Genomic DNA, 13,908 nt, shown 5'->3' on the forward strand with positions numbered 1-13,908 from the left:
CGTGGCCAGATCGGGCTGGATTTTCGGCTAACGGCGGCGCAAGATGCAAGGTACACGGCACCATGCAGGGCTGGCTGAGCGGCTATGCCGGACTCATCCAGCCCTGCAATCTCGCTTTGCGCTTGCATTGCCTGCCTGATCGGACCGTGCAGCCCGATCCGCGCCATTCGAACCAGAGTGCAAGGAATCGTTCGAGCCACAGTTCGATCCGCAGTTCGATCCGCCGTTCGATCCGCCGTTTTACCCGGACATTCACTATGGCCGAGCTTCTCACTGACAAGCAAATCGCCGATTTGGGCAGCAGGCTGCGCCGTCACGGGCATACAAAGTTCCCCCTGTTACGTGCCGAAATCGACGACCTGGCCGCCGTCGCAATTGGGGAGCTGTGGAAGTTTCTGGACGATAGGTCATCCGAACCCCTGCTGGACGGCGAATCCATTCTTCGGCTGGGCTACGCGATCTTCAACCGCCGCGCGGCCGACCTATATCGAAAATCGGCCTTGCAGCTGAGCGGTCAAGGGGACGCGGCACTCGTCGATGAGTACGCCGATGAAAGCACTGGCGATCTGCCGAGAACCCTGCTCTATCGCCGCATGCTGGCGATATGCGTTTCCGAGCTCGCTGCGCTTCCCGAGCAGGACCGCACGGCCATCGCCATCGCGACCGGCCTGGCTCCCGGAACCGATGTCGCGATGACCGCTGCGGAACGCCAGCGCCTGAGCCGCGTTCGCAAGCGTCTTGCGGCGGCAATACAGCAAGAATTGGGCGACGACGCCTACCGCTTGTTACGCGATGTTTGATTTTCTAGGATGAATCATGCCTGCCTTTACCGACACTGACTTTTCCACGGATGCTGATCCGGATCTGGAAGCATTCCTGCATATCGTCCATATATCCGACATGCATTGCAAGGCAGCGGGCCTGCCTATCGACATCGGTTCAGAGAAAAAAGTTCGCGGATGGGTGTCGCTGCTCAAGAAAGCAGGCTTCAATGGCTGGGCAGAGTTAGTCGAGGAACGATGGGAAAGCGGGCTGGCCGGGCATGACCCGCTTGCTCACGACTCCATGTGCAGGTTTCTGGATCACTTTGCGCAGCGATCCAGATTTTCCGGCATTCCAACATGGCTCGTGGATACTGGCGATCTGAGCGCGCTGGGCGATTCTGGATCGCTACGCACGGCACTGGGATGGGTGGATGAGTATTCCCGACTGCTGAAAGCACAGAAGACCCTGGTCCTCCATGGTAACCATGATGCATGGCCGTCAAGATTCCCCCTCTATGCGACAGAAGCGGAAATCGTTGCGCAACAACTCGCCCTGCGCGAAATCATCCAGACGACATGGCCCCATACAGCCATTTCGACGGCGATTCCATATTCCGACTCGGCGATCAGGCTCAACGCCATCAACAGCACCACGGGCGACCGGATCAACAATACGCTTGCGCGGGGAATCGTAGACATGGACCCGCCATGGCCTTGCGACAATGCGCTGAAACAACTTGACCAGTTGGCCGAGCAGACCCGGCAGCAGTTTCGGAAAAAGTCGGCGCGCGACTTCAGGATACTGGCCGTGCATCACCCGGTACACTACCCGCCTCCACGCCCGGTCACCCAGATGAGCATGAAGAACGACAAGGAAGTGGCCGACGCGCTGGCAAGGTTCGCCGAACACGAGCACGGGCCCCTGGCCCACCTGATCCTCAGTGGCCATACCCATGAAACGTATCCCGCGAATGGCGACCTGCCTCCCACATCCAGGAGCAAGCAATATCCGCCGCTGTACGAGGGGCAGATCCAGCTCATCGCCGGATCGCTGTCGCAATTGCCCCGCTTTCATACCAGGCAAAAACTGGCGGTACAGACGAACGGAACGAACATGGCCTATGTGCCGCAACAGTGTCAGATCCTGACATTCTTCGCGTCGCCAGCGAGCTCGCGTCAAGGCAGGCTGCTGATGGAACGCCGAATCGTCGGGAGGGCGGGCACCGGGCCCTACAAGGTCTTGCCTATTCCGGGCAGGTTGCACCAGGTCGAATCGGTTGTATGGGGATATTGAACCCGCTCGGCGCGGACCGGGAATGCGCTGCCGGCACGCAAGGGCGGCCTTGCAATGGCATTGAAAGGAGGAGAAGCGCGGGCGTCCCAGGCTGCGTATCATGGCACAGCAGACGCCCGACATCGATGAATGTGGCAAACCGAGGCGTGGGACAATGGCACCGCAGCGCCACATGCGAATCCGGCTACCAGATCATTTGCTAACCGTGTGGCTCGAGCACTTTCGTCTGTGCCTCCTTGCGGATCAAGCGTTGCGCGGAGCGGGAGTTATCCGTGACAGGCGTGCCATGATTACCATGCAAAACAGTCCAGAGCACATCGGGCTTGGTGACATAGTATCGGGAGGCCAGAAACTTGAACTCGGCGAAGGCCTTATTCGCTTCCGGGACATCGCCACCACTATCGCTCGTGGCGTCCGATGCCTGCCTGCCCTCCTTATAGTTGAGCCAGAAAGCAGCGGCAGCGAGCGCGAAGTCTTGTCCCATCTTGTCGGCCCATCCAGGCAGTTCACTGTCGACCTGTCGATGATGAAACTCGAGATTATCGCTCGTTAATGCTGCTGAAAGCGCGACACTGTCGCTGTCGTTCAGTTCTGCAAGCATCGATCTCAGCAACAGCTCGGCCTCGCCGATCTCCACGGCTTTGGCCGCCTGCGTCATGTGAAACGCAACTCCCTCACGCACGAGCAGTTGCGAAATGCCGAGAATGCTCTCGCACAGCGCGGCCATCTCCTTGTCCAGCCGTGAAAGCGCGGTCGGACTATGCGTCAAAAAAGGATCAGTCACATTTGGTTTCATCGATTACCCCCATTTATATTGTCAAAGAAATGCCAATGCCCGGTGATCACCGATCCGTTGACTACCTCTCTATCGAAGTTCCGCCGGTTTCGTGACACCAGCGACGAAGATTTCTCTAGATGATTTCTTGTGAACTGACAACATTCCTGGGAGCAGCACATTCCGAGTCCCGCGCTGACATGGTTCCAGATGAGCCAAGCATCCACGCCAACATGGCGGAAACCCACATCTGGCTTGCCAAGATAGAAAATCATTGTTGCTTGCGCCACTTGCGTCCGGGGCGCAACAACGTGGCCGACAGTGCAGTCAAATTTGCCTACAGCACGAGAATCCCCTGCAGCGACGAGATCCGCCCGGCATCCGACCACGTGCCCAGCAAGCTTCCGTCCGGCGAGAACACCAGCAGCTGCCGCCCCTTGGCACCATTGTCCGGCCCATGGTCCTGCCAGTTCGCCACGACGATCCGGCCATCGTCCAGCACCTGGAACGTCGCGTAGAAGAATGGCGCCACCGCTTCCGGCACCTGCCCTGCCCCGCCGAACGTGTGGATCAGCATGCCGTCGGCATCGAAACGGGCCATGAAGGCGCCATAGCCGGCCGACACCAGCGTGTCACCACCGGACAGCCGTTCGGCTTTCCACGCGTGCTCGAAGCCCGGCGCGGCCAGCTTGCGCAGCGGCCGCAGCATGGCGTCCGTCTCGAGGATGTGATCGTTCGTGCACAACAGGTAGCCGTCGCCGGCGGGGCGCATGCCGCGGACGTAGTCGCCGTCGCGGCGGACGGACGCGATCTCGCGCAGGTCCGCGTCGAGCGTCACCACGTTGATACCCTCCGTGCCGCCGTCGAGGTTCATGCCCGTCACAAGCGTGCGGCCATCGGGCAGGCGGCGGGCGGCCGTCACGCCTGTCCACCGGTCGCACGCGCGCAGCACCGCCCCGGTGGCGATGTCGATCTCGATGAAGCCGCGCTCGAAGCCGACCAGCGCGCGGTCGTGCCCGAGGCGCTGCAGGTCGCGCGCCAGCGGAAAGTCAGCCAGGTCGCGCTGCCAGCCGGCGCGCGCGTCGGCGGTATCGACCAGGTGCAGGCGCTGGCGGCCTTCGTCGATCGCCAGCAGTGTCAGGGCGAGAGGCGGGGCGAAAGGCGCGGACATCATGCGGCCTCCCGGGGGCCGAGGCCGATGTTCGCTTCCGTGGCGGCGTCGAACACGTGCACGCGGGCGGTGTCCAGGTATAGCGTAATGGGCTGTTCGGGCAGCAGTTTCGCGTTGCCGGACAGCCGGGCCACGACGGTGCCGCCACCCACGCGAAATGTGACGATCGTTTCGGCGCCGAGCGGCTCCACCACGTCGACAATTGCCGGCAGCGGCTCGCCTGCGGCCGGATCGAGTGAAAAGATTTCGGGGCGCAGGCCAAGCTTCACGGCGCGCTCCGGCTGCGCCGTCACCCGGGCGGCCAGCGCGTCCGGCAGGCGCAAGGCGTAGCCGTCGCCCGTGACGCTGCCGTCACGCAGCTCGCCGTCCAGGAAACTCATCGCGGGCGAGCCGATGAAGCCGCCGACGAACACGTTGACGGGCCGCTCGTATAGTTCCATGGGGCTGGCCACCTGCTGGATCTCGCCGCCCTTCATGACGACGATGCGGTCGCCCATCGTCATCGCCTCCACCTGGTCATGCGTCACATACACCGTGGTCACGCCCAGTTGCCGGTGCAGCTTCAGGATCGAGGCGCGCATTTCCACGCGCAGCTTGGCGTCGAGGTTCGACAGCGGCTCGTCCATCAGGAACGCCTGCGGCTTGCGCACGATGGCGCGGCCCAGCGCCACCCGCTGGCGCTGGCCGCCGGACAGCTCCTTCGGCCGCCGGTCGAGCAGGTGATCGAGCTGCAGCATGCGCGCCGCCTCGTCCACCCGCTGCGTGATCGCGGCCTTCGGCACGCCATCGAGCTTCAGCGCGAAGCCCATGTTCTGGCGCACCGTCATGTGCGGATACAGCGCATAGCTCTGGAACACCATGGCGATATCGCGCGCCTTCGGTTCGAGGTCGTTGACGACCGTGCCGCCGATGCGCAACTGGCCGTCCGATATCTCTTCCAGGCCGGCGATCATGCGCAGCGTGGTCGACTTGCCGCAGCCGGACGGGCCGACGAAGACGACGAATTCGCCGTCGCCGATATCGAGGTTGAAATCGCGCACGGCATGGAAGCCATTGTCGTAGAACTTGCGCACCTGTTGTAACGAGATCGCCGCCATGCTGGTTCGCCTTAAAAATGTTAACGTTATCTCTTTTCAGAGCTATAGTAGCTGCAGTTATCCGCCGGCGCAACGGTTACATGGATCCCGGAGTGATAACGTTAACGACGATTGCCCCCGAATGCATCACCGCCGAGAATGGAGATCCCATGCAGACCCGACCATCCAGCACCTCCCTCCCCCGCACGCAGGCATTGCTGCTCCTGTGCGCGGCCACGCTGGCGCTTGCGCCGCACGCGGCCAGCGCCGACGAATACGACACGCTGCGCACGAAATGGCAGACCCGCCTGACCGGCGGCACCGCCATCGACACGGCCGATCCCGACATCGCCCAGGCCGTGGCGACGATCGCCGCGAACGCGCAGGTGCACTGGAGTGCGATGGACAAGGGTGCCGGCCGCACGTTCCTGTGGAGCGACCTGGCGTCGGCGACGACGTCTTCCCACGTTACCAACAGCTACGGCCGGCTGCACGCGATGGCGCTGGCCTGGTCCACCAAGGGGTCTTCACTGCAAGGCAACGCGGCGCTGGCGGCCGACATCGTGGCGGGCCTCGAGTGGCTCTACGCACGGCGCTACAACGAGAACGTGACGTACTACGACAACTGGTGGGACTGGCACATCGGCACGCCGCACTCGCTGACCAATACGATGACGCTGATGTACGACCGGCTGTCGGCCACCCAGCGCGCCGCCTGGCTGAGAGCGATCGACAAGTTCGTGCCCGACCCCGCGGTGCGCCTGAAGCCGGACGGCACCGCGCTGACGACGGAAACGGGCGCCAACCTGCTGGACAAGGCGCTGGCCGTCATCGTGCGCGGCGTGCTGGGCAAGTCGTCGGCGAAGATCATCCAGGGCCGCGACGCGATCGGCCCCGGCCTGCTGTACGTAACGCAGGGCGATGGTTTCTATGTCGACGGCTCCTTCATCCAGCACGGCAACATCGCTTACACGGGTTCCTATGGACCGGCCATGATCGACGACATGTCGAAGCTGCTGTACCTGCTGACCGGCACCACGTGGGCGTTCACGGACGCGAACGTGGCCAACGTCTACGACTGGGCCATCGATGCCTTCGCACCGCTGATCCACGACGGCGCGATGATGGACGCGGTGCGCGGCCGCGGCATCGCACGCCAGTACTCGACCGACCATACGGCCGGGCGCAGCGTCGTCACGGCGCTGGTGCGGCTGGCGCAGGCCGGCGCCACGGCATGGCCGCAGCAGAGCGCCGCCATCAACGCCGCCGTCAAGGGCTGGATGGCGCGCGACACCACGTTCGGCGCCAGCTACCTGGCGGCCACGCCCACCGCGGTGGCCGGCGTATATTCGCCACTGCCCGTCTATGAAATGACGCTGATGAAGGGCCTCGCGAACGACCCGGACGTGCCGGCTGCGCCGGAGCCGGCGGGCGTACGGGTGTTCGCGTCCATGGACCGCGTCATGCAGCGGGGCCCCGGCTTCGCCGCGAGCCTGTCGCTGTTCTCGAACCGGATCTCGGCCTTCGAATACGGCAACGGCGAGAACCTGGCAGGCTGGTGGACCGGCATGGGCATGCTGGCACTCTATGACGCCGACCAGGCCCGCTACCTGGACGGCTACTGGCCCACCGTCGACAAGCTGCGCCTGCCCGGCACGACCACCGACCGTTCCGGCAGCGGCACGCCGGTGGCGTGGAAGGGTTATCCGAATACGCGCAACTGGGTCGGGGGCGCGCAGCTGGGCGGCCTGTACGCGGCGGTCGGCATGGACTTCGCGACGTCGGCCGTCACGGGCAGCGCGCTGACGGGCAGGAAATCGTGGTTCCTGTTCGGCGACCGGATCGTCGCGGTCGGCGCCGGCATCGCCAGCACGGGCGGCGCGGCGGTCGAGACGATCGTCGAGAACAGCAAGCTCAATGCCGACGGCAGCAATGCGCTGACGGTCAACGGCGTGGCGCAACCGGCAACGCCGGGCACCGGCGCGGCGCTGGGCGCCGTGCGCTGGGCTCATCTGGCCGGCAACGTGCCCGGCGCCGACGTGGCGTGGCACTTCCCCGACGCGCCCACGGTAAACAGCCTGCGCGAGACCCGCACCGCCACGTGGCGGACGATGTACAGCGGCGCCGGCACGGCCAGTGTGTCGAACCATTTCCACAGCCTGGCCCTGCCGCACGGCGCGAACCCGACGGCCGGCACCTATGCCTATGTCATCCTGCCGGGCCGCAGCGCGGCGCAAGCGGCGGCGTATGCGGCGGCGCCGGCCGTGACGATCCTGGAACGGTCGGCCGCGGCCACCGCCGTGCGCGACACGGCCCTCGGCCTCGTTGGCGCGCACTTCTGGACCGACGCGCCGAAAACTGTCAACGTCGACGGCGCGCCCTATGTTACGAGCAACCGCAAGGCGGCGGTCCTCACGAAGGAGGCGGACAATGTGCTGCAGGTCGCCGTGGCCGATCCCACGCAGACGAACACCGGCACCATCACGGTAGAAATCGCGCGCGCGGCCGGTGCCGCCATCGCCACGTCGCCGGGCGTGACGGTAAACCAGCTCAAGCCGACGATCCGCCTCACCGTCGACGTGCGCGCGGCGGCCGGCAAGTCCTTCAACGCCAGTTTCAGCCTGCTGCGCACGAAGACCTTGCGGCCGGTCGCGGACGCCACGCTGCGTGACGGCAGCTATGGCGCCACCAATTATGGCGGCACGGCGACGGTAATCGTGAAGAACGATGGCGCCGGCTATGCCCGCCAGGCACTGACCCGCTTCGACCTGTCGTCCATCGACGGCACCATCGGCGCGGCCACGCTGAAGCTGGCACCCCGCTTCGTGGGCCAGGCCAGCGCCATGACGCACAACGTGCTGCAGGTCGCCGACGCCTGGAGCGAAACAGGCGTCACGTGGAACACCCGGCCGGCCGATATCGCCACGCTGGGCGCGTGGACCGTACCCGCCGCCAACAGCTACGCCACGCTCGACGTGACGTCGGCCGCCGCCGCCGCGCTGGGCGGCGGCAAGCGATTGTCCGTGCGGGTCGAGGCGGCCGCGAACTACGGCGCCAATGGCTGGGTGGAATACTCGAGCCGCGAAAACGGCACCGCCCCGCTGCCCGCACTCGTGGTCGACTACTACTGAGTTACCACCGGCGCACCCTACTGCCGAGCCCGCTGTTGTTACGGAGGGCTCAATTCGGCGAGCTTGGGCGTGAGGGGCGCGTGGCCGTGCAGTTCGAAGACGATCAGCTCGTTTTCTCCGTGGCGCAGCAAGGGTGCCGGAACGTACAAGGCGTGCTGCGGGCCCCGTTCCCAGTAGCGTCCGAGATTGAAGCCGTTGATCCAGGCCACGCCCTTGGTCCAGCCGGGTAGCGTGAGGAAGCTGTCGCCCGGCGCGTCGACGGTGAAAACGGCGCGGTGGAAGGCCGGACCGGCCGGGTCGGCCAATGCTGCGTCGGCGAACCGCAGGCCGGACAGGTCGGCCAGCGGCAGCGGGAACATCGTCCAGTGATACAGCTTGTTGCTGCCCAGCCGCACCCAGCCCAATAAGCCCTTGCGGTCCTGCAGGTCCGGCCCGTAGCTCACCCTGCCCATGTTTTCGACCAGCAGCTCCAGTGTGACGGGGCCGGCCGGGACGTCGATCTCCAGCTTGCCGTCGCCGTCGCGCGCCAGGACGCCCGCTTCGACGCCGTTGACGAATACCTGGGCGCGGTCGTGCACGCGCTCGGCGGACAGCGTGACCCTGCCGGGCGGATGGTTCACGGTCGTGCGGTACAGGATGAAGCCATAGTCCTGGCCCAGGCTTTCCATGGTGCGCGGCACGATATCGTGGCGCGGCGCCGACAGGACCGGCAACGCGTCGGCCAGCGCGACGACGCCGGCAAACCGCGGTGTAGTGCGCGGAAGTTTCACCGTGGGTGGCGGCAGGTCCAGCGGCGGCAGGTCCACGTACTTGCCGATAACCTGGCGGAAGGCGTGAAACTTGGCGGCCGGCTCGCCCGCCTCGGTCAAAGGCGCATCGTAGTCGTAGCTGTTCACGGTGGGCTGGTAGGCGCGCGTGTCCAGGTCCGTATTGGCGCCGTTCATGAAGCCGAAGTTCGTCCCGCCATGGAACATGTAGACGTTGACGGAGGCGCCGCTGGCCAGCACTTCGTCGAGGGCCTGCGCGGCGTCGGCCGCGTCGCGCGTGTGGTGCGGTTCGCCCCAGTGGTCGAACCAGCCGTTCCAGAATTCCATGCACATCAGCGGACCGTGCGGCTGGTAGTCGCGCAGCTTGGCGAATTCGCCGTTCGCGCGCGAGCCGAAGTTCGCCGTCTTGAAGACGTCCGGCAGCGTGCCATGCGTGAGCATGTGATCGGTGGCGCCATCGGACGTGAATAGCAGCGTCCCGACGCCCAGCTCCACCATCAGGGCACGCACCCACTCAACGTATCGCCGGTCGCTGCCATAGCTGCCGTATTCGTTTTCCACCTGCATGGCGAGGATCGGCCCGCCGTGCTGCACCTGCAGCGGCAGCAGTTGCGGCAGCAGCGCCGTATAAAATCGGCGCACGGCTTCCAGGTAAGGCGGATAGCAGCAGCGTACTTCCATCGCCGGGTCGGCCAGCAGCCAGGCCGGCAGGCCGCCGAATTCCCATTCGGCGCAGATGTAGGGCCCGGGGCGCACGATCACGTACAGGCCCAGTTCCTGCGCCAGCCGCACGAAGGCGGCAAGGTCCAGGCCGCCGTCGAAACGGAATTCGCCGGGCCGCGGCTCATGCAGGTTCCAGGCGACGTAGGTTTCCACGGTGTTCAGGCCCATGGCGCGCAGTTTCATCAGGCGGTCGCGCCACTGGCCTGGTACGACGCGGAAGTAATGCAGCGCGCCGGACAGCACGCGCAGGGGTTCGCCGTTCAAAAGGAAGCGATCGCCGGAAATCGTGAAGGAAAGGTCGTTTTGCATGGTGGTGAAATAAAAAAAGAAGGGAGCCGCCTGTGGCGGCGTCCCTTCGAAAGAGCGGCAACGCACGAATGAGCACCAGGGGGAGCCGGTGCGCGCCGCCCACGGATCGTCAGAAGTTCAGGTCCAGCCGGGCGCCAACGTAGCGAGTGTAGTCGCGCGGCGGCAGCCACGACGTGGTGCTCACCACCGTCACCGGGTTCGGTGCCCTGGCGCTCCACGTGCCCGTGGCCACCGAGTTGCCCAGGCCGATCGCATACGACTTGTCGAACAGGTTGTTGACGAAGAACGACAGCTTGTAGCGGTCGCGCTTGTCCTTCATGCCGAAGCCGATGTTGGCGATGCCATAACCGCCCTGCACCGTCATCGGGTCCTGGTTCAGCGCGAACTGCGTGCGGCTCTGCCAGCGGTACGCGCCCGTGACGAACAGGTCGAAGCCGGCTTCGCGCAGTGGCAGGTCGTACTGCCCGCCCAGGTTCACCTTGATCTTCGGTGCGTTCGGCAGCGTGGCCCCGGCCAGGTTCTGCACGTTGCTGTTCGCGTACTTCGGGTTCGGCGCGCAGTTGCCGCCCACGATGGCGCCGGTCCCCGCCGCGTTGAGCACCCAGTGGCATGGCCCGTTCTCGAACTCGGTGATCGTGGCCTGCGTCCACGCGAAGCTGCCGTTCAGCAGCAGCGCGCGGCTCACGCGCAGCGTGCCGTCCACTTCCAGGCCGCGCGTGCGCAGGCCGCCGATGCTGTGCAGCGTGGTGCGGAAGACGTTGTCGTCGTCCGTGAAGCCGGCCGCCTGCTGGAAGCCACGGAAATTCGTGTTGAACAGCGCGATGTCGAGCGTGGCGCGGTTGTCCAGCAGCGTGGTCTTCAGCCCCAGCTCGAAGTTTTTCGCCTTCTCCGGATCGACGGGCTGCTTGCGCGCCACGGCCGCGTTGAAGCCGCTCGTGAGGTCATAGGCCACGCCCTTGTAGCCGGTCGAGAACGTGGCGTAGGCCATCGCGTCCCGGCTGACATGGTGCTCGATACCCACCTTGCCGGTCACCGCATTGTCCGAATGGTCGTCGGTATAGAACTCGGTGGGCACGCGGGCGGCCGGCGGCGGCGTGTAGCGGGTAAAGCCGTAGCCGGAATCCTCGCGGTTCAGCCGCAGACCCGCGATGAGGCTTGTCTTGTCCGTGAAGGCGAAGCTGCCCTGGCCGAACAGCGCATAGTTCGTGTTCCAGGCCTGCGCTTCATAGGCGGTGACATAGCTGCTCACTGGCGCCCGCACCAGCAGGCGGTTCAGCATGTTGCGGCCATACCAGAGGCCCGCCACGTAGCGGAACCGCCCGCTGTCCGGCGACGTCAGGCGTACTTCCTGCGTGATCGACTTCACGTCGAACGTGCCGAAGCTGTACAGGCCACCGGTCAGCCCCGACGGCCGGCCATTGACCGGCAGGTAGGTGAGGATATCGGAACTGGTGCCGTCGCCGTCCTGGAAGTCATCCATGTGGTAATTGCCGAACGACGTGATCGACGTGAGGTTGTGCCCCGCCAGCACGGAATCGTCGCCGAACTGCCAGTTCAGGCGCAGGCCGGCGCCGGCGTCGCGGAACTTGCCGCCGGCCGGGTAATCGTTGCTGACGACCGTATTGCCCGGCCCGATCGGGACGCCGGCATTGAGCACGGAGGCCGGCAGTTGCGGCACGTTCTGGTAATACCCGCCCGGCGTGATCGACGTGTACGGGTTCACGCAGCAGTTGCGGTTCGTGCGGTTGTAGTGCGGCGAGAACACAGCCTGGAACTGGTCCGTCGGATTCCACTCGAACTTGCCCATAATGGTCTCGCCGCGGCTGCCGTTGAGCTTCGAGCCGTCGTACAGGTTGTCCACGACGCCGCCGAAGCCCGTCTTGCTGACGGTGACGCGGCCGCGCAGGGTGTCGGTCACGGGGCCGGAAACGCTGGCGGTCGCGCGCCATTCCTTGTCGTCCGTCAGCAGGAAGCTGGTGCTGGCCTTGCGCGTGCCGGCAATGGGCTTCGTCGTGATGTTGAGCGCGCCGGCGATCGACGACTTGCCGAACAGCGTGCTTTGCGGGCCTTTCAGCACTTCCACGCGGAAGATGTCGGTCATGTCCTTGAAGGCGCCGGCCTGCATGCCCATCGGGATATCGTCGACGATCACGGCCACGTCCGACTCCGTGCCGATTCCCAGCGAGAACGTGCCGATGCCGCGCATGTTGATGCTGTTGTTGCCGGGCTGCGAGCCATACGAAATCGTCAGCGCGGGCGACAGCGACGGCAGGTCGTCGATGTCGCGCACGTTGGCGCGCTGCAGCGTGGCATCGTTGATGACCGAAATGGCCGCAGGCACGTCCTGCAGGTTCTGCGCCCGCTTGTTGGCGGTGACGACCACCTGTTCGAGCTTGGCGCTGTCGGCTTGCTGCGCCTGCGCCTGGGCGGGCACGGCGCCCAGGGTGGCCAGCGCGATGGCGGCGGCGATGGGCCGCAGGCGCGGGCCGGTGGATTGGTTGCTGAAATGCGTAATCATGTTTTCTCCTGATGAGAACTGCCTGTTTTATTGACTGCTTGTGATGTAAGCCGATTCGCGTGCCTTGCCTTGTTTGTCTCTTCCGCCTTCTCCTTACCAGTAGCTGGTCCAGCCGCGCGTTACCCGGGCCAGTCCTTCCAGATAGAAAAAGTCGCCCCACAGGTTCGCCTCGTCGATGCCCTGCCCATGCGGCTTGCTGTACACGCCATGCAGCAGCAGCGCGTCGCTGCCGGGCTGGCGCGCCGCACAACGCCGGGCCAGGCTGCCCAGCAGGTGCAGTGCCGCGGCCCGGTAGCGGGCCCGCGCCTCGCCGTCGGGCAGTTGGCCGCAGATTTCAAGCAGCCCGCACGCGGCGATGGCGGAGGCCGAGCTGTCCCAGGGCTCGCCGCTGCCGTCGCCGTAGGCCAGGTCCCAGCAGGCGATGCCATGCTCCGGCAGCCGCGCCAGGAAGTAATCGGCCTGGGCGCATGCGATGTCGAGCAGTCCAAGGTCCGGCGCGTGCCGGTGGTTCAGGGCGAAGCCATAGATGCCCCAGGCCTGGCCCCGCGCCCAGCAGGAATCGTCGGACGCTCCTTGGGCCGTGCTGCCGCCCAGCGCTTCGCCGGTCACCGGGTCGAAGTGATACGTGTGGAAGCTGGAATGGTCGGGCCGCACCAGGTACTTGCGGGACTGCCTTGCGTGCGACAGCGCGGCGTCGCGATAGCGGTTGTCGCCGCTCTGCGCGCTGGCCCAGTGCAGCAGCGGGAGGTTCATCAGGCAGTCGATGATGATGCGGCCGCGCTGGGCCGGATCGTCGAGGTCGCCCCAGGCCTGGATGATGCCGGCGCCGGGCAGGTAGCGTTGCATCAGGCAGTCCGCCGCCTGCAGCGCGATGCGGCGTGCCTCGGAATCGCCCGTGATGCGCCACGCGGCGATCGCGGACAGCGTGTACAGGAAGCCCAGGTCGTGGTGATCGATCTGGACCCGTTCCGCCAGGCGCCACGCAAAGCTGGGCAGCTGGCTTGCCGCGGCCTGGCGGAATGCCGTGGCGCCCGTCAGTTCGTAGGCGGTCCACAACATGCCGGTCCAGAAGCCGCTGGTCCAGCCGGCGTTCACGCCCGGCGGGTGGCCGTCGAACTGGCGCAGCGTGTAGTGGTTGCCCGTGGTGGTGTCGTCCGGGAAGCACTCGGCGAAGCGCCGGACGTTGGCGGCCAGCTGGCCGAGCGCCAGCTCGAGCGCATTATCGAGCGCAGTAGCTGGCACCTGGCCTGGTGCGTTGTCCGACCCCGCGCCGGCCGTGGCGGCCGCGGATGAGAGAGAAATGGATGACGTCATGGTTATCTTTGTTAAGTAAATCAGCGGCGCGGCATGGCGGCGTTAACGTTCACATTTCTGGCCGAA

9 protein-coding genes are annotated in these 13,908 nt (G+C 65.5%); 3 read left to right on the forward strand and 6 right to left on the reverse strand.

Translation table 11 applies throughout. The features are described from left to right. Nucleotides 1–62 precede the first annotated feature (62 nt). Both ACY65G_RS06285 and ACY65G_RS06290 read left to right on the forward strand, forming a co-directional pair. The gene (locus ACY65G_RS06285) at nucleotides 63–800 is read left to right on the forward strand and encodes a hypothetical protein (RefSeq protein ID WP_464996508.1); all 738 of its coding nucleotides are present in this window, start codon (nucleotides 63–65) and stop codon (nucleotides 798–800) included. 16 nt (nucleotides 801–816) lie between these two features. Then, entirely contained in the window at nucleotides 817–2,058 is a 1,242-nt protein-coding gene (locus ACY65G_RS06290; RefSeq protein ID WP_464996509.1) for a metallophosphoesterase family protein, read from the forward strand. Nucleotides 2,059–2,257: 199 nt separating this feature from the next. On the opposite strand, the gene ACY65G_RS06295 is transcribed toward ACY65G_RS06290, so the two are convergent. The 3 genes from ACY65G_RS06295 to ACY65G_RS06305 all read right to left on the reverse strand — a co-directional run bounded on the left by ACY65G_RS06295 (nucleotide 2,258) and on the right by ACY65G_RS06305 (nucleotide 5,101). Further along, a complete protein-coding gene (locus ACY65G_RS06295; protein ID WP_464996510.1) occupies nucleotides 2,258–2,854 on the reverse strand; it encodes a hypothetical protein in 597 nt (198 codons plus the stop codon). 316 nt (nucleotides 2,855–3,170) lie between these two features. After that, nucleotides 3,171–4,007 (reverse strand): WD40 repeat domain-containing protein, encoded by an 837-nt coding sequence (locus tag ACY65G_RS06300; RefSeq protein WP_464996511.1) that lies wholly within the window; start codon nucleotides 4,005–4,007, stop codon nucleotides 3,171–3,173. Continuing rightward, complete coding sequence (locus ACY65G_RS06305) at nucleotides 4,004–5,101, reverse strand: ABC transporter ATP-binding protein (RefSeq protein ID WP_464996512.1); 1,098 nt, start codon at nucleotides 5,099–5,101, stop codon at nucleotides 4,004–4,006. Before ACY65G_RS06305 ends, ACY65G_RS06300 begins: the two co-directional genes overlap by 4 nt. A 149-nt stretch (nucleotides 5,102–5,250) precedes the next feature. On the opposite strand from ACY65G_RS06305, the gene ACY65G_RS06310 reads away from it, so the two are divergent. Further along, nucleotides 5,251–8,211 (forward strand): polysaccharide lyase family 8 super-sandwich domain-containing protein, encoded by a 2,961-nt coding sequence (locus tag ACY65G_RS06310; protein WP_464996513.1) that lies wholly within the window; start codon nucleotides 5,251–5,253, stop codon nucleotides 8,209–8,211. A 38-nt stretch (nucleotides 8,212–8,249) separates the two neighbouring features. Here the strand turns inward: ACY65G_RS06310 and ACY65G_RS06315 are convergent, their stop codons facing one another. From ACY65G_RS06315 to ACY65G_RS06325, 3 genes are all read right to left on the reverse strand, one after another. Then, nucleotides 8,250–10,010 (reverse strand): glycoside hydrolase family 35 protein, encoded by a 1,761-nt coding sequence (locus ACY65G_RS06315; protein WP_464996514.1) that lies wholly within the window; start codon nucleotides 10,008–10,010, stop codon nucleotides 8,250–8,252. A 109-nt stretch (nucleotides 10,011–10,119) separates the two neighbouring features. Beyond that, nucleotides 10,120–12,528, reverse strand: coding sequence for a TonB-dependent receptor (locus ACY65G_RS06320; RefSeq protein ID WP_464996515.1), 2,409 nt, complete (start codon nucleotides 12,526–12,528; stop codon nucleotides 10,120–10,122). Between the two features lie 93 nt (nucleotides 12,529–12,621). Next, the gene (locus ACY65G_RS06325) at nucleotides 12,622–13,842 is read right to left on the reverse strand and encodes a glycoside hydrolase family 88 protein (RefSeq protein ID WP_464996516.1); all 1,221 of its coding nucleotides are present in this window, start codon (nucleotides 13,840–13,842) and stop codon (nucleotides 12,622–12,624) included. Nucleotides 13,843–13,908: the final 66 nt, after the last annotated feature.

It is taken from the genome of Pseudoduganella sp. jia 12 (assembly GCF_055502675.1).